The sequence below is a fragment of the uncultured Marinobacter sp. genome (assembly GCF_947488835.1).
In the GTDB taxonomy this organism is placed as follows: domain Bacteria; phylum Pseudomonadota; class Gammaproteobacteria; order Pseudomonadales; family Oleiphilaceae; genus Marinobacter.
Window position 1 is genome coordinate 1,341,797 of the sequence record NZ_CANLBK010000001.1, and the last position, 22,523, is coordinate 1,364,319.

At 55.2% G+C, this 22,523-nt stretch carries 18 protein-coding genes; 12 read left to right on the forward strand and 6 right to left on the reverse strand.

Annotation, left to right across the window (positions count from 1 at the left end; translation table 11 throughout):
• Window positions 1–56 precede the first annotated feature (56 nt).
• The 5 genes from Q0824_RS06155 (at window position 57) to Q0824_RS06175 (ending at window position 6,397) form a co-directional block, all read left to right on the forward strand.
• On the forward strand, window positions 57–1,355 hold the full coding sequence (locus tag Q0824_RS06155) for an imelysin family protein (protein ID WP_298448535.1): 1,299 nt from the start codon (window positions 57–59) through the stop codon (window positions 1,353–1,355).
• Window positions 1,345–2,769 carry a di-heme oxidoredictase family protein gene (locus tag Q0824_RS06160; RefSeq protein ID WP_298448536.1) on the forward strand — a complete coding sequence of 475 codons (1,425 nt, stop codon included), beginning with the start codon at window positions 1,345–1,347 and terminating at the stop codon, window positions 2,767–2,769. Before Q0824_RS06155 ends, Q0824_RS06160 begins: the two co-directional genes overlap by 11 nt.
• A gap of 11 nt (window positions 2,770–2,780) precedes the next feature.
• A complete protein-coding gene (locus tag Q0824_RS06165) occupies window positions 2,781–3,830 on the forward strand; it encodes an imelysin family protein (protein WP_298448537.1) in 1,050 nt (349 codons plus the stop codon).
• 10 nt (window positions 3,831–3,840) lie between these two features.
• The gene (locus Q0824_RS06170) at window positions 3,841–4,941 is read left to right on the forward strand and encodes a DUF1513 domain-containing protein (protein ID WP_298448538.1); all 1,101 of its coding nucleotides are present in this window, start codon (window positions 3,841–3,843) and stop codon (window positions 4,939–4,941) included.
• Window positions 4,942–5,095: 154 nt separating this feature from the next.
• Window positions 5,096–6,397 carry an MFS transporter gene (locus tag Q0824_RS06175; protein WP_298449547.1) on the forward strand — a complete coding sequence of 434 codons (1,302 nt, stop codon included), beginning with the start codon at window positions 5,096–5,098 and terminating at the stop codon, window positions 6,395–6,397.
• A gap of 33 nt (window positions 6,398–6,430) precedes the next feature.
• Here the strand turns inward: Q0824_RS06175 and Q0824_RS06180 are convergent, their stop codons facing one another.
• From Q0824_RS06180 to Q0824_RS06195, 4 genes are all read right to left on the reverse strand, one after another.
• Complete coding sequence (locus Q0824_RS06180) at window positions 6,431–6,802, reverse strand: hypothetical protein (protein ID WP_298448539.1); 372 nt, start codon at window positions 6,800–6,802, stop codon at window positions 6,431–6,433.
• 71 nt (window positions 6,803–6,873) lie between these two features.
• A complete protein-coding gene (locus Q0824_RS06185) occupies window positions 6,874–8,514 on the reverse strand; it encodes a methyl-accepting chemotaxis protein (protein ID WP_298448540.1) in 1,641 nt (546 codons plus the stop codon).
• A gap of 215 nt (window positions 8,515–8,729) precedes the next feature.
• Complete coding sequence (locus tag Q0824_RS06190) at window positions 8,730–10,760, reverse strand: PhoX family phosphatase (RefSeq protein WP_298448541.1); 2,031 nt, start codon at window positions 10,758–10,760, stop codon at window positions 8,730–8,732.
• A 195-nt stretch (window positions 10,761–10,955) separates the two neighbouring features.
• Window positions 10,956–11,249, reverse strand: coding sequence for a hypothetical protein (locus Q0824_RS06195; protein ID WP_298448542.1), 294 nt, complete (start codon window positions 11,247–11,249; stop codon window positions 10,956–10,958).
• Window positions 11,250–11,508: 259 nt separating this feature from the next.
• On the opposite strand from Q0824_RS06195, the gene Q0824_RS06200 reads away from it, so the two are divergent.
• On the forward strand, window positions 11,509–12,744 hold the full coding sequence (locus Q0824_RS06200) for an alkane 1-monooxygenase (RefSeq protein WP_298448543.1): 1,236 nt from the start codon (window positions 11,509–11,511) through the stop codon (window positions 12,742–12,744).
• A gap of 149 nt (window positions 12,745–12,893) precedes the next feature.
• Here Q0824_RS06200 and Q0824_RS06205 read toward each other — a convergent pair whose 3' ends face one another.
• Together Q0824_RS06205 and Q0824_RS06210 are read right to left on the reverse strand one after the other, a co-directional pair.
• Window positions 12,894–13,673, reverse strand: a complete 780-nt coding sequence (locus tag Q0824_RS06205; protein ID WP_298448544.1) for a crotonase/enoyl-CoA hydratase family protein — start codon at window positions 13,671–13,673, stop codon at window positions 12,894–12,896.
• Entirely contained in the window at window positions 13,673–15,475 is a 1,803-nt protein-coding gene (locus Q0824_RS06210) for an acyl-CoA dehydrogenase (RefSeq protein WP_298448545.1), read from the reverse strand. Before Q0824_RS06210 ends, Q0824_RS06205 begins: the two co-directional genes overlap by 1 nt.
• 184 nt (window positions 15,476–15,659) lie before the next feature.
• Between Q0824_RS06210 and Q0824_RS06215 the strand changes: the two genes are divergently transcribed.
• The 6 genes from Q0824_RS06215 (at window position 15,660) to Q0824_RS06240 (ending at window position 22,514) form a co-directional block, all read left to right on the forward strand.
• Window positions 15,660–16,658 carry a helix-turn-helix domain-containing protein gene (locus Q0824_RS06215; RefSeq protein ID WP_298448546.1) on the forward strand — a complete coding sequence of 333 codons (999 nt, stop codon included), beginning with the start codon at window positions 15,660–15,662 and terminating at the stop codon, window positions 16,656–16,658.
• Window positions 16,659–17,055: 397 nt separating this feature from the next.
• The gene (locus Q0824_RS06220) at window positions 17,056–19,857 is read left to right on the forward strand and encodes a monovalent cation/H+ antiporter subunit A (protein WP_298448547.1); all 2,802 of its coding nucleotides are present in this window, start codon (window positions 17,056–17,058) and stop codon (window positions 19,855–19,857) included.
• The gene (locus Q0824_RS06225; protein WP_298448548.1) at window positions 19,857–20,225 is read left to right on the forward strand and encodes a Na+/H+ antiporter subunit C; all 369 of its coding nucleotides are present in this window, start codon (window positions 19,857–19,859) and stop codon (window positions 20,223–20,225) included. Before Q0824_RS06220 ends, Q0824_RS06225 begins: the two co-directional genes overlap by 1 nt.
• Window positions 20,222–21,760: a monovalent cation/H+ antiporter subunit D gene (locus Q0824_RS06230; RefSeq protein ID WP_298448549.1), complete on the forward strand. Its 1,539-nt coding sequence runs from the start codon at window positions 20,222–20,224 to the stop codon at window positions 21,758–21,760. Before Q0824_RS06225 ends, Q0824_RS06230 begins: the two co-directional genes overlap by 4 nt.
• Entirely contained in the window at window positions 21,760–22,248 is a 489-nt protein-coding gene (locus Q0824_RS06235; protein WP_298448550.1) for a Na+/H+ antiporter subunit E, read from the forward strand. Before Q0824_RS06230 ends, Q0824_RS06235 begins: the two co-directional genes overlap by 1 nt.
• Window positions 22,245–22,514, forward strand: a complete 270-nt coding sequence (locus tag Q0824_RS06240; RefSeq protein WP_298448551.1) for a K+/H+ antiporter subunit F — start codon at window positions 22,245–22,247, stop codon at window positions 22,512–22,514. The genes Q0824_RS06235 and Q0824_RS06240 overlap by 4 nt, the downstream gene beginning before the upstream one ends.
• Window positions 22,515–22,523 lie beyond the last annotated feature (9 nt).

A 22,523-nucleotide genomic window follows, 5' to 3' on the forward strand; every position in this document is an offset into this window, starting at 1 on the left:
TGCGAACGATAATGCCTCCCATTACCATACTCATTTCCAAAATACCGGAGTTCTCAATGAAGACACTGTTTCGACCGGCCCCTCTCGCGCTCACTGTTGCCGCCTTAATGAGTGCTGGCTGCGCCAACACCACCTCACCAGATGCAGCAGACTCTCAACCTGCCACCAAAGCGTCGGTTGTAGAGCACTACGCTGACGTAGCGCATGCCGGATATGAAGATGCATTGATTACTGCCAAAGCGCTGAACAAGGCTACCGACCGTTTAATTTCCGATCCTACAGAAGCCAACATGAAAGCCGCCAAGGAAGCCTGGCTAGCAGCCCGCGTGCCCTACCAGCAAACAGAAGTTTTCCGCTTCGGCAACGCGATTGTGGATGACTGGGAAGGCCAGCTGAACGCCTGGCCTTTGGATGAAGGGCTGATCGACTACGTGCAGGCCGACGATTACCAGTATGAACTGGGCAATGCAGGCGCAACCGCCAATATCATCGGCAGCAACAGCATCAACGTTGGAGGCGAAACCCTCGATGTGACAAACCTTACGCCAGAATTGCTTGCCAACCTGAATGAGATCGGTGGTTCAGAAGCAAACGTGGCTACGGGCTACCACGCCATTGAATTTCTGCTCTGGGGGCAGGACCTGCAAGGCTTTGAGGCAGGCAATGGCGAACGGCCTGTTACTGATTACGCTACCGGCGCCGACTGCACTAACGGCAGCTGCGAGCGCCGGGGTGAATACCTCGACGCGGTAACTGACCTTCTGGTGTCTGATCTGGAATGGATGGCTGCCCAGTGGGCTCCGAATGCCTCTGACAATTACCGCAGCCAGCTTATGAATGCCGACGCCAACGAAGGCGTGCAGAAAATGCTGTTCGGCATGGGTTCTCTGTCGCTTGGCGAACTGGCGGGCGAGCGCATGAAGGTGGCTCTTGAAGCCAACTCATACGAAGACGAGCACGACTGTTTCAGTGATAACACTCACAATTCCCACTACTACAATGGCCAGGGCATTCAGAACGTATATACCGGCGACTACCGCCGTGTAGATGGCAGCCTGGTATCCGGGCCTTCTTTGTCTGACCTGGTTGCGCAAGCCAACCCTGAGCTGGACGCCCGCTTGAACGCCCAACTTGAGGCATCAATGGATGCGCTGGGAATGATGAAGGCCAAGGCCGAATCAAGCCAGAACCCCATGCAGTTTGATATGATGATTGCACCGGGCAATGCAAAAGGCGCAAGCATTGTGAACGGCGCGATTATGGCATTGGTAGAGCAAACCGGCTCCATTGAGCAAGCAGCTCGCCAGCTAGGCCTTGAAGCTTTGTCACCAGATGACGCTGGTCATGCATTCTGATAATCCACGAAAAGAAACGACTGGAAATCACATAAAACCTGCGTTGATGCTGTTGGCCTTCTGCCTGCCTGCTCACGCAGGCTTTCCATTACAGGATACCGCTCTCTCAGGCGGGGATGGCACGGTTGAGCAGTTCGACACCAACGCTTATTCCCTGCCCCAGGGCAACCTGTCCATGACCAAGCGCCTGGACTTCAGCGTTGGTAACAGCTTTTTCCGCAACCCCTGGGTTGAAGCACCAGCCAGCACCACGGCGCGGGACGGCTTAGGCCCTTTGTTCAACACCAACTCATGCCAGGGCTGCCATATCAAAGACGGCCGTGGCCACCCTCCGGGGATAGATGAACCACCCGTATCCCTGTTTTTGCGCTTGGCTGTTCCGGCCGACCCGAAGGTAGACGCAGACATTCTGCTTACTCACGGTTTTAAGCCGGCCCCCGTTTACGGCAGCCAACTGCAAACCGCTGCTCTGCCCGGTGCCAAGCCAGAAGCCGACATGGTGCTCACCTGGAACACAGTAACCAAAACCTTGGCTGACGGCACCGAAGTAGAACTGAGAGAGCCCGTTTACCGGATCGAAAACCCCAATTACGGCCCGCTGCCGGAAGACCTTCTAATTTCCCCTCGGGTCGCGCCACCCATGATCGGCATGGGGCTTCTTGAAGCCATTCCCATTGGTGGTATAGAGGCTCTGGCCGACCCTGAAGATAAGGACGGCGATGGTATTTCCGGTAAGCTTAATCAGGTGTGGGATCTTGAAACCAAGCAGACAGCTCCCGGTCGGTTTGGCTGGAAAGCCGCTGAACCCAATGTGCACCAACAAAGCATGGGAGCATTTGCCGGCGATATGGGGCTAACCTCCAGCCTTAAGCCAACCACCGACTGCACACCAGAACAGGAATGCGACGGTTTTCCCGACGGTGGCCAGCCGGAAGTGAGCGACAAGATCGCAAACTTTGTCACCTTCTATTCAAAGAGCCTGGCCGTACCCGCTCGACGCAACATGGAAGATCCAGCAGTCCAGACGGGTGCACAGCTATTTAACGAAACCGGGTGCGCCGGATGTCACACCCCCCGACATGCCACAGGAACAGACCCGGAGCGCCCTGATTTGAGCAAGCAGACTATCTGGCCCTATACGGACATGCTGCTGCACGATATGGGCCCAGCCCTTGCAGATGGTCGTGATGAGTTTTTGGCCAACGGCAACGAATGGCGCACACAGCCACTCTGGGGGATTGGTCTGGCGCAAACCGTTAATCCGCAAGCCGGCTTTTTACATGATGGCCGGGCACGCACTCTGGAAGAGGCCATCCTGTGGCACGGTGGAGAAGCTGCCCCGGCGGTGGCGCGCTTCAGCGGGTTAAACGCCGAAGACCGCCAGGCACTGATCGACTTTCTGAATTCCCTTTGATGGAGCCCCACATGACGCGACTGACACTGACCTTCTTACTCGCCTCATCGGTGGCCGTTACTCCGCTGATGGCGGCAACTGCCAATAACGCAGATGGCGCCACTGTTGAATATCGAAAGCAATGGCACAGCGACATTCTCACGGGTTATCAGAACCTGGCGACACAAGGCCAAACCCTGGCCAGCCAGGCAGCGAGCTATTGCCAAACACCCTCGCCCGAAGGGTTTGAGCAATCAAAGCAGGCCTGGCTTGAGGCTTTTTTAGCCTGGCAGCAGGTTCGTTTCGTGGATTTCGGCCCGGTAGAACATAGAAATCGCGCCTGGCAATTCCAGTTCTGGCCAGATCCGAAAAACCTGGTGGCCCGCAAGGCTTCCTATTTGCTGAAAGAAGGCGCGCCGATCACGCCTGAAAAAATCAGCGAATCCGGCGTTGCCGTTCAAGGCTTCCCGATGGCAGAGTATCTTCTGTACGACCAAGCATTCAATGGCAGCGATAGTGCTCTGCCAGCCGATCACACCTGCAAACTACTGGTCGAAGTAACCCGCCATATCGCCGACAACGGCCAATCCCTGGCGAATGACTGGAAGGGCTTTCAGGCCAACTACCTTGGCAGTGACCAATACACAGATACAACCATCCGGTCTGCCATGGCCGGGCTGGAGATACTTGAGGAACGGCGCCTGGCCACGCCAATGGGGCTGCGCGGTAACGGTAAGCGCTCGGTATACAGCGCCGATGCCTGGCGCAGCGAAACAAGCCTGGCCGCCATGGGCGCCAGTGTTCAGGGACTCAAACAGAGTTTCCTGCCTGCCTTCTCTGAACTCCTCGCAGAACGGAAGCAGCCCGATCTGGCCGAGCAGATCGCACAGCAGTTTGACGAAGTGCTGGCCAACTTTCCGGAACTTGAACGTCCGATGGCACCTTTGCTGGCAGACGATAGCGCCTACAAATTGCTGCAAAGCCTTTATATCGACATTACTCAGCTGACTTCGCTGGTGAACGACCGGGCAGCCGTTGAACTTGGGGTTGTGCGCGGCTTTAATTCCAGCGACGGAGACTAAGGGAAGGCCTATGCATGAACTGACTCGCCGAAGCCTTATTAAAACAGCCCTCGCCGGTAGCGCAGCCATCACCCTTTCCGGCTGCACCCTGCTGCCCCGCAAAGCCACAGGCCACAGCCCCCAGCAATATACCGGCGCTCTAGGTTTGCCAGACAACCATTTCGCTGTAGGCGCCATAGCGCCAGACGGCACAATGCTTTGGCAATCGCCGGTAGACACTCGCTGCCACAGCGGCTGTAACCGACCAGATACCGCACAAGTGGTGTTCTTTGAACGTCGACCAGGCTGGGCTTTCTACGTTTTCAATAGCGAATCAGGCGAGCGGCTACACCGTATTGAAGCTGCCGAAGGCGAGCATTTTGTGGGCCATGGTGTCTTCTCACCTGACGGTCGATTCCTGTATGCCCCTGCCAACCGCTATGAACCCGGAGAAGGTATTGTTGCGGTGTACGATAGCCAGCGCGGCTATCAACGAGCCCACACCTTTGAGCTGAACGGCATAGGCGCGCACCAAATCACTATGCACCCCGATGGCCAGACACTGATCGTTGGCTTGGGCGGCATTCTGACCCACCCGGATTACGACCGCATCAAACTCAATCTGCCAACTATGAAACCGGCGCTGTTGATGATGGACAGGCTCTCCGGTGACGTTCCCGCCCGATTCCAGCCATCGCACCACCAGCTCAGCACCCGGCATGTGGATGTCGCACCAGATGGTACTGTTTATGCGGCCTATCAATATCAGGGGCCAGCTCATGAGCTGCGGCCACTGGTCGCGCGTTACCGCAACGGACGCTACGAAGAGATCGACTTTGGTGAGGCTATTCACCGGGAACTGGGTAATTACATCGCCAGCATAGTGGCTCACCCGGAGAGCGATCTGGTTGCGATTGCCTCCCCGATAGGTGGGACAGCTCTGATCTTCAACGGCCATTCTGGTGAGGTTGTTGGAAAAGCATCCCTCCCGGACTGTGCGGGCGTTGAAGCCCTGGTTGGGGGAGACTTTTTGGTATCCTCAGGCCGTGGCAAGTTAGTTCGCATGGGCAAGAACAAGGCCGCGACAGGGGTTGCCAGCATGTCCGTTCGATGGGATCACCACCTGGTGTAAAAACAGCAGATCCGCTTTGCGGGGTTCAGGGGTTCCGATCCTGCTGGTATCCTTGACCATCCAACTCCCGGAGGATGGCGCCTTGTCCCAGCAACAGACACCTTTACAGAAACACACCTCTTCGCAAGCAGACACCGAGGCGGCAGCCGGCACTCTGGAGCGTTCTGTCGACCGCCTCTACAGCTTGATCGCCAACGAGGAAGACGCCCGGGTGTGCAAGGACATCCCTGCGGAAGCCTGCCACGTGGTGCCACGCAACTTCTTTCTGATCCTGGCCGCCAACGTACTGACCAAACTGGGCGACTTGCTGATCAGCCCGAAAACCGTACTTGCCTGGCTGATGAGCGCCATTGGTGCGCCGGCTCTGGTGGCCTGGCTTGTTCCCATTCGGGAATCTGGCTCCATGGTGCCCCAGATGATGATCGCCGCCTGGGTTCGTCGCAAACCTGTGCGTAAATGGTTCTGGACACTTGGCAGTTTCGGACAGGCGATCAGCGTTGCGGCTATGGCGGCTTGCGTCTGGTTTCTTGAAGGTTATGCCGCCGGGGGTGGCATTGTGGCGGCGTTAGTAGTTTTCTCTTTGTCACGGGGCTTCTGCTCCGTGGCCATGAAAGATGTTCAGGGAAAGTGCATTCCGAAAACCCGCAGGGGCAGGCTTTCCGGTCTTGCGGCCACCATCGGGGGCACCGCAACCGTTTTACTGACCGTTGTTCTATTCAGGAACCAGGGCGACCCGACACTCGCATTTTACAGTTTGTTGCTCCTGCTCGCGGCCGCTCTCTGGGTGATTGCAGGGCTCCTGTTCGCCGGAGTGGAGGAGCATAAAGGTGAAACCGGGGGTGGCGGCAACGCTCTCACCGAAGCGTTTAAAAGCCTGTCACTACTGCGCGATGACGCGCCATTCCGCAACTTCGTTATTACCCGCGCCCTCTTGCTGTGCTCGGCTCTGGCATCACCCTATTTCGTCGTTCTGGCTCAGAAGGAATCTGATACCGGCTTAATGCTTGGGGTGTTCCTTCTGGCAAGTAGTCTGGCCAGCTCCGTATCGGCCAGCTTTTGGGGCTGGATGGCAGATACTTCCAGCCGACGGGTGATGATTCGTGGTGCAGCTATCGCCAGTGCTGTGTGCTTATCCGTAGGACTGACCGCCATGTTCGCGGGGACAGGCGTAGGCAACGGCTGGTTCTACCCAGTGGCGTTCTTCGCTCTAAGCATTGCCCACGCAGGCGTGAGACTGGGCCGAAAAACCTATCTGGTGGACATGGCGGGAGGCAACAAACGCACGGATTACACGGCCGTGAGCAATACAGTGATCGGTTTTTTGCTGCTTGCGACCGGCGGATTAACCGCATTGCTGTCGCTGATATCCAACGCGGCAGTGATTGTGGTGCTTGGGTTGATGGGGCTGGCGGGAACACTGAGCGCCATTCGCCTGAAAGAGGTAACCGGCGACTGATCCGCCAGCCGCCCAGCCATTCTTCAAGATGCGTTAAACAGGTGCCTTGCCGTCATTCAGTGCCAAGGCACCTTTCACAATGCGGTAGATGACCCAAATGGCAGCGCCCATAAGAATGAACCACCCGACAATAATAAAGCTGGTGACAACGCCAACAACCGTCCACAACAAGCCCAGCCAAAAGGTTCTGATCTGCCAGCGGAAATGAGGTTCCACCCAGGTGTTACGAACATCATCGAGCTTCACGTAATTAATAATGACGCCCACCAGCCCGGTGATACCGCCCAGAAAGAACGACAACCCCTGAAGGATGTACACAACCACCGCAAGGTTGCGTGCGGGATCGGATCGACGCGCCAACTCATTCGCTTCTGCATCCGCAGGTATGTATTCCGGGTCAGCCAAGGCATATCTCCTTTTTCAGTATGAGCAGAAATCTTAACACAGGCGCCGGCACCGATTTGGCTCTCATTCGATCAGTGATTGTCCGGACGATACCCCAGCCGGAAACCACCCCAGTGCCGCCCGTTCACATATACCGGTACCGAAAGGTCGTGCATAACTTCGCCAGTATCCCGCCGGTAGGTTTGCAGCAGCATGTCTTCGGTATGGCTGCCGCAGCGAATACCGGTGCGGTCATTAAACAAGCGCTTGCTACGGCTACGCATCAGATCTGTATCAGTGTCTCCGGTCGGCGCATAAGCAAACTCCCGATTGTGGGTGGGAACATAACCATCCGGGGCCGCAGCTATCGAAAACACCAATGCAGGATGAGAGCTTTTTACCTTCTCCTGAACCTCTGGCAAATACTGATCGGTGAAGGCATCGAAGCTGCTTGAGTACTTGGCAGGCTGAGTGCCCGGGATCACCTTCCTCGTTTTATCGAACAAAGCATCTTCTCGCAATTTTCCATCACGCACAGCCTGCTCGAAAATCTGGCTAATCTGCGCAGCACCGGTACGGGCCTGATCGTAGAAAAATCTGTGGTAGCTGGAGCCACTATTCATGGCAAACGCAGCGTTGGCCACTTCCGCAAGCTCCATCAGCGTGCCGGCCTGCTCGGCAAGCGAAGCAACGCTGGTGTCACTTTCGGAGATCTGATCACGAACGGTTTCAATGCCCAAAAACACATGGCCCAAACTGAGCTCGTTGCTCTGATCTATCTCTGCAATACCGGCAATCTGTTGTTGAACACGATCGGACTGATCGCGTATCTGATCTAACCGCTCACCAACGGTTTCAACAGACTCCAACCCTTCCTCTACGCTGCGGGCAAGGTTCTCTATGCGGGTAACGATCAACGCCGTATCGGAACGGATTTCCTGCAGCGTTTCCGCTACCTCTCCCGTAGCCTGAGCAGTACGGCCTGCCAACTGACGGACTTCATCTGCAACCACTGCAAACCCACGCCCTTGATCACCCGCACGCGCTGCTTCAATTGCCGCGTTAAGCGCCAGCAGATTCGTCTGTTCGGCAATGCCCTGAATGGTGCTGGTTACGCCCTGAATTTTGTTGGACTTGTCGTTCAGCTCCTGAATCAGGCGCAGGTTTTCCCCGGACTGCTGATGCACCACGCGTATGCTATCTATCGCACTGGTGAGCGCTTGGCGCCCCTCGGTGCTGGCTTCACGATTTTGCAGTGCCATAGTGGCCGCTCCCGTAGCCTGCTGCGAAGACTCCCTGACCGTTTCAGTAATCTGGCCAGCATACTCTGCCATCTGTGCAGTTTCTTGAACCTGAAGATCCAGCCGCAACTTGAGCTGATCGGCCGCATAAGAAACCTGCGCTGCAGAAATGGCACTTTTATCAGCACTGCCAGAAAGCGCACCAGCCAGCGCCTTACCCGTTTGAGCATCCGCAAGCAGCTTCTCGCACCGGGCTCTCAGTGGGTGATTGCCCTCCAGAGTTCCATCGTTCAGGCTATCCAAACCGTGATCCACTGGCGCCAAAACCTTCACAATCAAAAAGGCGGTTGCTGCCACAAGGCCAATCAAGAGCCCGATAGAGAGAGATACCGGATCCAGACCTAACAAGGGCGCCACCAAAACACAGACAACCGCAAGAACAATGGCGATAGCGATCCCCCAAAATACCGCTGCACGATGAAGCAACCCCATAGAAACCCCTTCGTTATTATTATTTCTGATAGGTACACGGTTATCCGGCCAATTTAGAGATTAATGAATTGAAACGGTTTTATAACTCATAGTTTGGTTTAGTTGATTAAGACATCGGCCACATTGAGCATTTCTTAACCGAAAAAACCGAAAACCCGATGCGCCTATCTATTCAGGCGATCAGGTTTCCGGCCTTACCTACTCTAATTTACAGCTCAGGCGCCAATCACACCCTTATCGTCACGGGTGACTATTACCGTTGCGTCCCGAGGGTGATCGCCTTCGTTACCGAAGGGCCAGTCCCTGGCTGGATGCTGAATGTTCACGAACATGGTTTTAACATCCGGCGTGGTTACAACCCCGGTTACCTCGCAACCCTGCGGGCCCACGAAGAAACGACGGATATCACGGGTTACGGGATTGGCCGCCAGCATCATGTTGTTCTGATACGGCGGGGCGTCGGAACCATCGGTTTGAATCCAGAGGCGGCCATTGTAGTCAAACCACAAACCATCCGGGCTGTTGAAGATGTTGTCATCAGTCAGTGACACAGCAACCTCTCCATCCACAACCGTTTCCGTGCCCTGCTCTCCGGCAAACACGAAAATATCCCACTGGAACTCTGTTGCCGCAAAGTCATCACCGCCTTCACTCCAGCGAATGATATGACCAGTGCGGTTTTCTGCCCTGGGGTTCGCAGCGTTGACCTGGTCCTCAGTGCGCCGGGAGTTGTTGGTCAGGGTGAAATAGACCTCACCCGTATTGGGGTCTACCGCCCCCCATTCCGGGCGATCCATCGGCGTTGCGCCGGCAATATCGGCAGCGAGCCGGGTATTCAGAAGCACATCTGCCTGGTTCTCGAATCCGTCAAACTGGATATCGCCAACCAATGAACCTTGCGCCGCATCAACACTGGCCGCAAAGCCTGCATCGTCAAGGGACAAAGGCAGCCAATTGCCAGAGCCGTCTTCGTTATAACGCGCAACGTACAGAGTTCCCTCATCCAGCAAGTAGCCACTGGCGGTTGCGGCATAGTAGGGCCGCGAGGATACAAACTTGTAGATGTACTCAAAGCGCGAATCGTCACCGGAGTAACAAACAACCGGCTTGCCTTCTTCTACCGGCGCAAAGATCACACCTTCATGGCCGAAACGACCAAGCGCTGTGCGCTTCTGGGGCTTGCTTTCCGGCGTGAACGGGTCAATTTCAACCATGTAGCCGTAGGTGTTGGCTTCGTTGCGATAATCGTCTTCAGCGCTTTGAGCCGTGGGGGTAATATTGAAGCGCACGTACTGATCATCCCCGCCCTCCGCAAGCTCCCAATCGTAGCGGCTTGCACCACCAACGCCGTGGCGGGTCTGCTCCCGAGGCTTGGTTTGCGCGCTATTGGCAAAATAGCCGTGCCAGTTTTCCTCTGCTGCCAGATAGGTTCCCCAAGGTGTCGGGCCCATGGAACAGTTGTTCAGCGTGCCTCGCGTTTGGGTACCGTTCTTGCTAAATCGGGTCGAGAGCTTCTGGTAGCCGCGCAGGGGGCCACGAATATCCATCTCGGTGTTACCCGTCACTCGGCGGTTGAACGGGCTTCCAAATACTATGTCCCAGTTACCTGTGCTGTCTTTCTTGATATGAACCACAGATACGCCGTGGGCAGCCACTTCCTTGCGCACCTCATCGGCAGGGCGCATTCCATTTGCGTTATAGGTGGGGCCGTCGGGGTGAAGAGCAGCCTGATTGATGTATTCATGGTTCATCACCAGCAGCCCTTCGTCGGAAGAGTTACCGCCACCCTTAAAATCAATCGGGAAAAAGTGCAGGCCATCGTGATGCATGCCTACCTGCTGCTCTTGATCCGCTCCGGAGTTGGACGCGTCTGCCCGAAATTCGGGATAGGAGCCGGTGATGGGCGTTCCCCAAGGCAAAAATGCCTTGGCAGAATAGCCAGCGGGTACGACCACTTTGTTTGCTGTGGATACGGCTATTGCTGCAAAGCCAAGTTCCGTTGCACGGCCCTGACCCGAGCCTGCATTTCCATTGCCGCCATCAATATCGCTATCGCTGTCACTTCCACAGCCTGCGATCCCAAAACCCATGATGCTGGCCAGAGCAGCACCAACACCGCCTTTCATCAATGTGCGCCGCTGCATTCGTGCAGCCAGCACCTCCTGGAATGCGCTGTTGCCAGAGTGGTTTACAACGGGCTCGTAGTTGGGGTCCAGATAGTTGGAATCAAGGTCGTGCTTGGCCATATTTTGTCTCTCTTTGTCTCTCTCGATGCTCAAAAAGCGGGTGATGACGAGAGGACAGTTTCAGCTGGAGACATGACAATGCGGAGACAGTAAAACGACAAAACCGTTAATCTTTGCTGGCAAAGACTAACGGTTTTGATGAACTTTGACCGAAACACTCCGGCGCAGGTGTTACGCGCCAGAGCTGAGACATGATTACTTGGTCATGTCGTCATAACCTTCTTCCATGGCATCACCCGCTTCTTCAGCAGCTTCACCCATTTTTTCACCGGCATTCTCGACGCCTTCTTTCATTTCGCCTACAACGCCTTCGTCCTGACCCGTGGCTTCTTCATAGGTCTCTTCGACAGAATTACCTGCGTCGTCCACTATTTCTCCAGCGTTGTCTGCAGCCTTTTCAAAATCAGCTCCTTCGTTGTCATCGGAACTGCAAGCAGCAAGACCTAAAGTCAAAAACATGAGTAGAGCGCTGAGAGTCAATTTATTCATAACATATCCCTCTGTTGGTAAACATTTGTAACGCTAACCAGAATACTGGCATGTCGGGCGTCACACAATTACCTGCGAATTACCCTTTGTTTAACCAGCCACTCTCAAGCCATATAGGCACTTCGTTGCGGGCTTGCCAGGCTTGCTGCTCGGGCACCTTGTCATTCAAGGCCAACCTCTCGCCCAACAACCTATCTTGTTGCATTGCAATATTGTCCGACATAAGTTTGATGTATGTGTACCGCAACGGAGAAACACCATGAATGCCAAAACCCCTGATGCTGGAAAATGGAAGGATCCCAAGCGTTACCTCTGGCTGTTGGGCCCTGCTCTGCCGGGCATAGGTCTGGCGGCACTGACCGGCTATGCGATAGCACCTAAAAAGTTCAAGTTTCTGGCATGGACGGGACCGGCGCTGGTGCATGGTGTTATTCCGGCGCTGGATCGCGCCATAGGTGAGGACCAGAGCAACCCGCCTGAATCGGCAGTAAGCTCCCTGGTGCAAGACAAGTATTACAACCGCATTGTTAAGGCGTTTATTCCTACCCAGTACGCAATGACGGTAATGGGTGCCTGGCTTGCCAGCCGAAAGACGACGCCCATTGAAGACAAGATCGGCCTTACTCTAACGGTTGGCGCCATCAATGGTGTTGGCATTAACACCGCTCACGAGCTGGGTCACAAATCCAATAAGTTCAACAAGCTGATGGCCATGGCGGCGCTGGCACCTACTGGCTATACCCACTTTGTTGTTGAACATAATTTTGGTCACCACAAGCGCGTCGCAACGCCAGAGGATCCTGCGAGCAGCCGTATGGGTGAGAGTTTCTGGAAGTTTTTGCCGCGCACGGTGTTTGGCGGCATGAAGTCTGCGGTAAAGATCGAGAAGGAGCGGCTGGCTCGCAAGGGCAAGAGTTTCTGGACCTTGGACAACGAGTTACTGCAGGGCTGGGCCATGAGTGCAGGCTTCTTCGGAGCAACAACTCTGGTTTGCGGCCCGCGGGCGATTCCGTTCCTTGCTGCCCAAGCGGTTTATGGCGCCAGCTTGCTGGAGAGTGTGAATTACATTGAGCACTATGGGCTGCTGCGTGAGAAAAATGCGTCTGGTAAGTATGTTCGCACTCAGCCGGAGCATAGCTGGAACAGTAATCACATTGTGACGAATTTGTTCTTGTATCAGTTGCAGCGGCACTCTGATCATCACGCTCATCCGCAGCGCAGTTATCAGGCTTTGCGTCACTTCGAGAATGCTCCGCAGTTGCCCGGTGGTTATGCGTCGATGCTGATGCCTGCTTATGTGCCGCAGTGGTGGTACGAGACGATGGATAAGCGGGTGATTGATCATTACGAGGGCGATCTGAGCAAGATCAACTGGGATCCGGATCGTAAGGCGGAGTTGATGGCCAAGTATGCGGATTATGCGGCTGAGGTGGCTGCCAAGGCTGAGGCTCGCCGGGAGGAAGAGGCTGGTTCGGCCTCGGAGAAGGCTGCATAGCTTTCAGACTCTGGTGCGGGCTTCCGGTGGGCCAAGGTTCTCAGGACACGCTGTAAATACGTCCATGTAAGCTTGACGGCAGCATCCATGCTGCCGACAGTCCTGAGAACCTTGGCCCACCGGCAGCTTAGAGTTTGGTAGGGCCTGCCTTACTTTCCTTTGAAAACTGCGTTTCGTCTTTCGAGGAAAGACTGAATACCCTCCTTTACATCCTCACTGGCCATAACCGGCTGTAGATCCGGGAACAAACGCTGCTTTGCGGCTTCCTGCCCCTCACTCACGGCAATTTTGGAAGATTTCAGACTACCGCGCACACCCAAGGGCGCGGCACTGGCGATCTTTTCGGCAATTTCCAGAGCAACGTTGAACTGCTCACCCGGCTCAACCAGCTCCTGAATTAAGCCCCATTTGTAGGCTTGCTCGGCAGTCCATTCATCACCGGTTAACAAATAACGCTGCGCATTGCCCCACCCGATTTCACGCTGTAGGCGGATGGTGGCGCCACCACAAGCGAAGATGCCGCGTTTGACTTCCAACTGGGCAAATCGCGTACCTTTTGCTGCTACGCGAATGTCTGTGTTCAACATCATCTCAACACCGCAGGTGAAACAGATGCCTTGCGCGGCAAAGACAACTGGCTTGCCGAGCCCGTCACCTGTGATGTGGAACGGGTCCAGCTCACCCTCAGCCGGCTCTATTCCTTCACCATTTGAAAACACACCTGCCCAGTCATCCAGCTGCAAGCCGCTGGTGAAGTGGTCGCCTTCCGCATACATCAGGCCCACTCGCAACTCGTCGTCATGCTCCAGTTGGTAATAAGCCGCGGCGATTTCGTGGTACATGGCGCGGTTCATGGCGTTCATTTTTTCCGGGCGGTTGAGCCCTATGAGCAGGATATGACCTTTCTTTTCAACATTAACCAAAGCCATCAGAACCACTCCGCTTTCATATTGAGGCAGGTGTCATCCATATTCCGCAACAACACCAAATCCTGAGCAACCGTCGGCAGCTCCCAGTGGAAGAAGTACTGAGCGGCCTGCAATTTGCCCTGGTAGAAATTGCGCTCGTCGTCAGTGTTGGCAGAAGCCAGCGCATTGGCCGCAGCGTTAGCTTGGCGCAGCCACATCCAGGCTACGATGATGTGACCAAACAGGTGCAAGTAACAGGAAGCATTGGCGAGGGTTTTGTCCACTTCGCCGCTCATCAGGGACTTGCCCAGGCTCTGAGTAACCTTGACGGCCTGCTGCAAGGTTTCGCTCAAGGACAATGCCCATTGCTGGCAGCGATCGGTGGTTGCGGCTTCCAAGTCGACCTGCATTTCCTGCATCAGCAGCTGCAAACCATGGCTTTGATCCTGCCAGATTTTACGACCCAACAAGTCCAGCCCTTGAATGCCGGTGGTGCCTTCGTGGATGGGGTTCAGGCGGTTGTCGCGCCAGCACTGTTCCACCGGGTACTCGCGGGTGTAACCGGCACCACCGTATACCTGAATCGCCAGATCATTCGCTTTCGGGCCATGTTCGGAGGGCCAGGTTTTAATAACTGGCGTAAGCAAGTCGAGCAGTTTGCCTGCTTCAATGCGTTTCTGTGCATCCGGATGGGTATGTTGATCGTCCATCAGGCGGGCACCGTACAAGCAAAGCGCCAAGCCACCTTCGCTGTAGGCTTTCTGAGCCAGTAGCATGCGGCGCACGTCCGCGTGATCAATAATTGGCACCTGCGGGCTTTCCGGGTTCTTTTCAGAAGCCTTACGGCCTTGCAGGCGGTCTTTGGCGTATTCCAGGCTGTGCATGTAACCGCGATAGCCAATCACCGCTGCACCAAAGCCCACACCTACCCTGGCTTCGTTCATCATCTGGAACATGTATTTCAGGCCCTGGTGAGGTTCACCCACCAAATAGCCATGGCAAGGCGCATCGTCACCAAAGCTTAGCGCTGTGGAGGTGGTGCCGCGGTACCCGAGTTTGTGAATCAGGCCAGCCAGGCTCACGCCGTTGCGATCTGTGGGGCTGCCCTCACCATCTACCCGGAACTTGGGAACGATGAAGAGGGAAATGCCTTTTACACCGGCCGGCGCGCCTTTGATTTTAGCGAGCACCATGTGAACGATGTTCTCAGTGATGCTTTGCTCACCACCAGAGATATAGATTTTCGCGCCTTTGATCAGGTAATGGCCATCATCGGTTGGCGTGGCAGTGGTGCGAATATCCGCCAGCGAGGAGCCGGCATGAGGCTCAGTGAGCGCCATGGTGCCGCTGTAGCGACCGCTGAGCATATTCGGCAGGAAGCTGGCTTTCTGGGATTCGTTGCCAAACACACGGATAAGGTTTGCGGCAGCTGTGGTCAGGAATGGATAGCCTGCGGTTCCCGGGTTAGCGGCGGTGAAGAAGCCGTTACAGGCGGCCATAACGGTTTCAGGGAGCTGCATGCCGCCCAGCTCGTAATCATAACGCCCTGCAATAAAGCCGGCCTCGGCGTAGGCATCGAAGGCCTCTTTCACTTCAGGCAGCATTTCCACCTGGCCATTGACGAATTTTGGCTCGTCTTTGTCAGCCGCACTGTTGTGATTGGCGAACTTCTCTCGGGCCATTTTATCGGCGGTTTCAATGACCGCATCAAAGGTATCGCGGTTGTGTTCATTGAAGCGGTCGCGGCTGAGTAGGCTTTCGGTATCAAGCACTTCGTAGAGCTGGAACGCCAGATCACGGCGTTCTATCAGAGTGTCGGTCATTTATGCAGCTTCCTGATAATGGGCTGGAGCGTCTCTTTGTGGTGTACAGGCTCTCACAACCGGGTTTTTCTGGGAACCGGCATTTATGACATAATCATGGCCAATTCTGCCAAAGCACCGATGAGCGTTGGCTCCCGGGTGATGGTGGTACCGCCCTAACAGAGTTGCTCGACTTGGAGAACTTGTGCAAAAGGTTTCAATTATTGGATTTGATGGTGCTTTAGCCAGTGCGATCACAGGTGTGATTGATTTATTTCGATTGGCCGGTGTTACTTGGGCACGCATTCATGGCGAACAACCAGTACCACACTTCACTACCCGGCTGCTTACGCGCAACGGCGATCACTGCAGATGCATTAACGGCATAACGCTGGTTTCAGACGGGAGCTGGGAGGAGCTGGATGCAGACAGTGCTGATCTGGTGATTGTGCCGACGATCGGCGCGCCTATAGATCAGGTGTTGGCGTCAAATCCGGATCTGATCACCTGGCTTAGCCAGTTCAGAACTCCGAACAAAAGCATCACCGGGCAAGTTCAGTTGGCCAGCAACTGTACTGGAGCTTTTCTACTGGCTGAGGCTGGCCTGCTGAATAATAGAGAGGCAACCACGCATTGGGGTTTCAGCGATCGATTTCGCCAGAGCTACCCGCAAGTAAAGCTTACTCCCGAAAAGCTCGTAACAGTAGATGGCCATATCGCCTGTGCCGGAGGCGGCATGGCTTGGTGGGATTTGGGTGTGCATCTCATAGAGCGCCGAGCAGGCGCTCAGGTTGCCCGGGAACTGACGAAGGCCTTTGTGATTGATGCCGGGCGCAATAGCCAAGCACCTTATAGCGCACTTCAAACCAGGCGTTACCACTCAGACCCAGTCATTCTGGATTTGCAGAACTGGCTGGAGGAGCACTACGGGGAAACCATAAACCTGCAGTCTCTTGCCGCTTTCAGCGGCCTGACGACGCGCTCGCTGATGCGAAGATTCAAAGTGGCCACGGGTGAAACGCCCAAAAGCTATCTCCAATCCGTAAGAATAGAGGCTGCCCGCAGCCATCTGGAAAACTCACGTTTGCCCGTAGAGGACGTTACCCGGCTGGTGGGATACGAAGATGTCAGCTCTTTCAGCCGCCTTTTTCGAAAACAAACAGGACTGGCGCCGGGTGCCTACCGGTCGCGATTCTGTAGATAAAGTGCTGGAATCCAAAGCAGAGACTGCCAAACAGGGCGCTGGCGGCACCTCTCTGTTTCGCATCCAAATACCAAAATACAATTGATCGATCACAAGTCGACTTGACCTGCGAGCCCGGGCACGTATTATCATTGGCCAGGTTTTACTAACGGAGCAACCATGACCGCAAGGTCCGTCGGCTGCAAGCAGATCAAACGCCCCCCTCTTACCGCCGACATCGCGCGGCATCGCGGGCGCTTACCTTACTTCCCTGATCCACCAGCCTTTCGCTGATCCATCTCCCGTCGCCCAACCACATCGCCTCCATGCGACCTGTGCACGGTGGCCAATGGGGAACTAGACTCAAGCACATAAACCATTTTCATTCATAAAAAAGAAAACCGCTAACGAGGCTGCGATGTCGCTACCGCTGGTTGTACTACTGCCGTTTCTGGGGGCCATAGCAGCCCCCTTGTTTGCCCAGGGCGGGCGAACGGCTATCGCAATAGCATCATCTGTCCCTGCTCTGATTGCTCTGGCGGCGCTATTTCCCCACTGGTCGGTTCTTTCCGCGGGCGGCACGGTGCTTCACACTTATGAGTGGCTGCCAACACTAGGGCTGTCCTTCAGTTTTCGCCTTGATGGTCTAGCGCTTCTATTCGCACTGCTGATACTGGTTATCGGCCTGCTGGTCATCATCTACTCCCACTATTACCTGAGCGCCAAGGAGAATGTAGCCAAGTTCTACTCCCTGCTGCTCTGCTTCAAAGGCTCAATGCTGGGCATTGTGCTCTCTGGCAACCTGCTTCTGATGCTCATTTTCTGGGAACTCACCAGCCTGACCTCCTTCTTGCTGATCAGTTTCTGGACCCATAAACAGGATGCTCGTCGTGGTGCACGGATGGCACTGACGATAACCGGTGGCGGCGGTCTCGCCCTGTTAGCCGGCATTCTGCTTATCGGTAATATTGTCGGCAGTTTTGAATTGGACGATGTGCTTGCGGCGGGCGATCAGATCAAAGCCCACGCTATGTACCCCGTAGCACTGACTCTGGTTTTGCTTGGTGCTTTTACCAAATCAGCCCAGTTCCCGTTTCATTTCTGGCTGCCCCATGCCATGCAGGCGCCTACCCCCATCTCGGCTTACCTGCACTCTGCCACCATGGTAAAAGCAGGCATCTTCTTGATGGCGCGTTTGTATCCGGCCTTGGCGGGGACCGAGCAATGGTTCTATATGGTCAGTTTCACCGGCATGGCCACACTTCTGCTTGGCGCTTATATCGCCATGTTCAAACACGATTTGAAAGGGCTGCTTGCCTATTCAACCGTAAGCCATCTGGGCCTTATCACTCTGCTACTGGGCATGGGCACCCAGCTGGCCGCTGTTGCTGCAATATTCCACGTAATCAACCATGCCACCTTCAAAGCATCACTGTTCATGGCCGCCGGCATCATTGATCACGAAACAGGCACGCGCGATATGCGCCGAATCAACGGGCTTTGGCGCTACATGCCCCATACAGCCACTCTGGCCATGGTGGCAGCTTCATCCATGGCAGGCGTTCCATTGCTGAACGGCTTCCTCAGTAAGGAAATGTTCTTTGCCGAGTCGCTGCAACTCAACCTTCCCGGCCTCTGGGCCTGGTTGCCCCCGATTGTTGCAACCCTGGCAGGCATTTTTGCGGTTGCCTACTCGGCTCGCTTCGTTCACGACGTATTTTTCAACGGCAAGCCGGTTGATCTTCCAAAATTCCCGCCCCATGAACCTCCCCGCTACATGAAATTCCCGGTGGAGATTCTTGTGTTCGCCTGCATCATGGTTGGCGTGTTCCCGACCATCGCCGTAGGGCCACTGCTCTACTCTGCAGCGTCTGCAACTCTTGGCGGCGACGTACCGGATTACCAGCTGGCGATCCTTCATGGCTTTAACCTGCCGCTATTGATGAGCTTTCTCGCCTTTTTCGGTGGCCTGCTGATGTACACGCAGCGTCAGCGCTTTTTCGACTTCCACGCGCAACTCCGGGAAGTGGATGGCAAGGCGGTATTCGAGTATGCCGTTTCAAAAATCGAAGACATGGCCCACACCTTTACCGGATGGCTCGAAAACGGCTCCTTGCAACGCTACGCCATGCTTCTGGTGGTAAGCGTCATTGCAGTAGCAATAATGCCGCTTGTGGAGAGCGGTTTTTATATTGGTGAGAATGGACTAAGCCCAGTTGACTGGCCTACGGGCATTGCGGCGGGCGTGCTGATTGTCTCCGCTCTGGCAACCGCCCTCTGGCATCGAGAGCGCTTTTATGCGCTGGTACTTCTGAGCGTTGTAGGCCTGATAGTGGCGTTAGCGTTCGCCCGTTTCTCAGCACCAGACCTGGCCATGACGCAACTCTCTGTGGAGGTTGTAACCATTGTTCTGCTGATGCTGGCACTCTACTACATGCCCTCCTGGACGCCGATGGAAAGCTCCAAAAGCCAGCGCATCCGCGATATCCTGATTGCCCTGGCTGCCGGCACGGGCATGACACTGATTACTCTGGCCATGCTGACCCAGCCGTTCAGTTCTATTTCAGAATTCTTCCTGGAGAACAGCAAACCCGGTGGTGGTGGAACCAACGTCGTTAACGTAATCCTGGTGGACTTCCGAGGCTTCGATACCCTGGGCGAGATTACGGTGCTGGCTATCGCTGCGCTCGGCATCTACGCCATGTTGAAAAACACAGCACTGACGCCTCCTCCGGGAGATGGACTGGGGCATTCCTGGACGCGGGACCACTACCCGCTGATGCTGCGGCAAATTGCCCGGCCCATGCTACCGCTGGCACTGATGGTGTCTGCCTATATTTTCCTGCGTGGCCATAACCTGCCCGGGGGCGGTTTTATTGCCGGTCTGATTACTTCAGTGGCGTTGATTCTGCAGTATATTGCCAGCGGCATGGTGTGGACTGAGGATCGCATTCCATTCAGGTACCACAACGTGATTGGCCTCGGTCTACTGTTTGCGACTATCGCCGGTGCTGGCAGTCTGGCCTTTGGCTATCCGTTCCTGACCAGCTCATTTGGCTATATCACCTGGCCCGTGGTGGGCAAATTCGAAGTAGCCTCCGCTCTGATATTTGATTTGGGCGTGTACCTGGCGGTGATTGGAGCAACCTTGCTGGCACTGGTCAGTATCGGCCGGCTGTCGCCTCATTCGGCCATCAAAAGCAAAATGGAGGGCGCGTAATGGAACTGCTATTTGCACTGGTCATAGGTGCCCTAACGACATCAGGTGTTTATCTGCTGCTACGTGCACGCACCTTCCCCGTAATTATGGGGCTGACACTGCTCTCCTATGGCGTAAACCTGTTCCTTTTCGCCTCCGGGCGACTCGCCACAGGTCAGCAGCCCGTCATCGGAACCGCCGAGAGCTATTCCGACCCCTTGCCCCAGGCATTGGTGCTCACCGCCATTGTTATTGGTTTTGCCATGACGGCATTTCTGGTTGTTCTATCACTGCGCAATCTGGCAGACAACGAAAACGATCATGTGGATGGTCGGCGTGAATCTGCCACGCCACCATCAAAACTTGAGCAAGAGGTAAGCGATAAATGACTCATTGGCTTATCGCCCCGATTCTTATTCCCCTGCTCGGCGGTATTCTGCAGGTGTTTATGGGCTACGCCCCAATCAGCCTGCGCCGCACTCTGGCAATTGCCACTACTGTTCTGATGCTGGTGTCCGCGATTGTTTTGTTAGCGTTTGCCAGCGATGGCAGTTACCGCGTTTACGCGTTCGGCAACTGGCAGCCTCCCTTCGGCATCGTTCTGGTGCTCGACAGGCTATCGGCCCTGATGCTGGTGCTAACCTCGGTTCTCGGCCTGTTCTGCCATATTTATGCAAGTGGCGGTGCCGATGAAGGCAACCGCCAGTTCCATACCTTGTTTTTATTCCAGTTGATGGGCCTTAACATTGCGTTTCTCACCGGCGACCTGTTCAACCTGTTTGTTGCCTTTGAAGTTCTGCTTATTGCCTCTTACGGCTTGCTTATGCACGGCGGCGGCACCTCCCGCACCGTAGCCGGGCTACACTATGTTGTTCTGAATCTGGCAGGCTCTGCCTTGTTCCTGATCAGCGTGGGCATGATCTACAGCGTTACCGGCACCCTGAACATGGCGGACCTGGCTGTAAAAATCCCACAGGTGACTGGCAACAGCCTGAACCTCGTTAAGGCTGGGGGCATGATGCTACTGGTGGTTTTTGGCCTGAAAGCAGCCATCCTTCCACTGTGTTTCTGGCTACCCAAAGCCTACGCCAGAGCAACAGCGCCAGTTGCGGCCCTGTTTGCGGTCATGACCAAGGTGGGCATTTATGCCATTGTGAGAATATACCCGCTGATGTTCGGAGAAGACGCTGGCGAACTCGCCAACCTGGGTATGGACTGGCTCTTCCCTCTGGCACTAGTCACACTGAGCATGGGCGTCATTGGTGCTTTGGGCGCTGACAATTTGAAAACACTGGTGGCCTGGCAGGTTATTATTTCGGTAGGCACCCTGCTTGCACCGATCGCGCTGGGCTCTGAAGCTGGGTTGTCTGCCGCTTTGTTTTATCTGGTCAGCACCACCTGGACAGTTGCCGCGCTATTTCTGGTGTCCGAACTGGTTGCAAGCCAAAGGGGAGCGGCAGGTGACAGCATCGTTACCGCACCCAAAATGCACCACAGAACCTTCCTGAGCGTGCTGTTTCTTATTGGCGCTGTGGCCGCGGCGGGTCTCCCACCTTTGAGTGGATTTTTCGGGAAACTGCTGATTCTCCAGTCTGTTGAGCCTGGCGTTGAGATGGCCTGGCTCTGGGGTGTTCTGCTGGTAGGCAGTTTCCTCACGCTCATCGCATACAGCCGAGCTGGCAGCATCGTTTTCTGGTGGAACGTAGATGGTCATCTGGAAACCCCGGAGCCCATGAACAATAGAGTTGCCGTATCTACCGGCATCCTGACCTGTCTAACCATGCTCATCGTGGTATTGGCGGGTCCGCTCAGTGACTACACCCGCGCGACTGCAGAACAGCTGCACGACAACCAGGGTTATATCAACATTCTACAAACGCCTGTGCACGTACCTCAGAACCCGCTGGTGGGGGAGATAAACTGATGTTTGATCGCCTGAGCTTTCCTCAACCCTGGCTGAGCCTGATTCTGTTTGCCACGTGGCAGATACTCAGCGATGGCGTATCCGGTGGCAGTGTTGTGCTCGGCCTTATTCTGGCTTGGGTGATTCCGCAGATAACTCACGGGTTCTGGCCGGAGCGCCCGGCCTTTGTGAAAACCTGGCGCATGCCGGTTTATATACTGCGAGTCTTAAAGGACATTATAGTGGCGAGCTTTTCGGTGGCCTGGCTGATCCTGAGCCCCCGCACACCACGACCGGCTTTTATCAGCTACCCACTTACACTTGATCACCCGCTGGCCATCTCCATTCTCGCCAGTACTATTTCGCTCACGCCTGGAACCGTCAGCGCAGACGTGAGTGATGATAACCAAACTCTGCTGATCCATGCGCTGGACGCAGGTAGCGATCAGGAAGTTATCGACGCCATTTACAACAGCTACGAAAAGCCGCTGATGGAGATGTTCAAATGATCACCACCGCCTTGTATCTGACCATCGCCATGGTGACTCTGGCCGCGTTGTTGAACGTATACCGTTTGATTGCAGGGCCCGATGAGCCCGACCGTGTTCTGGCGATTGATACGCTCTATATCAACGCCATTGCCTTGATCATCCTGCTGGGCATCACTCTGGGCACGCGAATGTACCTTGAGTCTGCTCTGCTGATTGCGGTTATGGGCTTTGTGAGCACCGTAGCCATGGCGAAATACTTGAAGCGCGGCAGCGTCATTGAGTAACAACCGGAG

Coding starts and splice junctions, on each gene's coding strand:
- Q0824_RS06155 (WP_298448535.1), top strand. CDS start 57: ATGAAGACACTGTTTCGACCGGCCCCTCTCGCGCTCACTGTTGCCGCC.
- Q0824_RS06160 (WP_298448536.1), top strand. CDS start 1,345: ATGCATTCTGATAATCCACGAAAAGAAACGACTGGAAATCACATAAAA.
- Q0824_RS06165 (WP_298448537.1), top strand. CDS start 2,781: ATGACGCGACTGACACTGACCTTCTTACTCGCCTCATCGGTGGCCGTT.
- Q0824_RS06170 (WP_298448538.1), top strand. CDS start 3,841: ATGCATGAACTGACTCGCCGAAGCCTTATTAAAACAGCCCTCGCCGGT.
- Q0824_RS06185 (WP_298448540.1), bottom strand. CDS start 8,514: ATGGGGTTGCTTCATCGTGCAGCGGTATTTTGGGGGATCGCTATCGCC.
- Q0824_RS06190 (WP_298448541.1), bottom strand. CDS start 10,760: ATGGCCAAGCACGACCTTGATTCCAACTATCTGGACCCCAACTACGAG.
- Q0824_RS06195 (WP_298448542.1), bottom strand. CDS start 11,249: ATGAATAAATTGACTCTCAGCGCTCTACTCATGTTTTTGACTTTAGGT.
- Q0824_RS06200 (WP_298448543.1), top strand. CDS start 11,509: ATGAATGCCAAAACCCCTGATGCTGGAAAATGGAAGGATCCCAAGCGT.
- Q0824_RS06205 (WP_298448544.1), bottom strand. CDS start 13,673: ATGGCTTTGGTTAATGTTGAAAAGAAAGGTCATATCCTGCTCATAGGG.
- Q0824_RS06210 (WP_298448545.1), bottom strand. CDS start 15,475: ATGACCGACACTCTGATAGAACGCCGTGATCTGGCGTTCCAGCTCTAC.
- Q0824_RS06220 (WP_298448547.1), top strand. CDS start 17,056: ATGTCGCTACCGCTGGTTGTACTACTGCCGTTTCTGGGGGCCATAGCA.
- Q0824_RS06225 (WP_298448548.1), top strand. CDS start 19,857: ATGGAACTGCTATTTGCACTGGTCATAGGTGCCCTAACGACATCAGGT.
- Q0824_RS06230 (WP_298448549.1), top strand. CDS start 20,222: ATGACTCATTGGCTTATCGCCCCGATTCTTATTCCCCTGCTCGGCGGT.
- Q0824_RS06235 (WP_298448550.1), top strand. CDS start 21,760: ATGTTTGATCGCCTGAGCTTTCCTCAACCCTGGCTGAGCCTGATTCTG.
- Q0824_RS06240 (WP_298448551.1), top strand. CDS start 22,245: ATGATCACCACCGCCTTGTATCTGACCATCGCCATGGTGACTCTGGCC.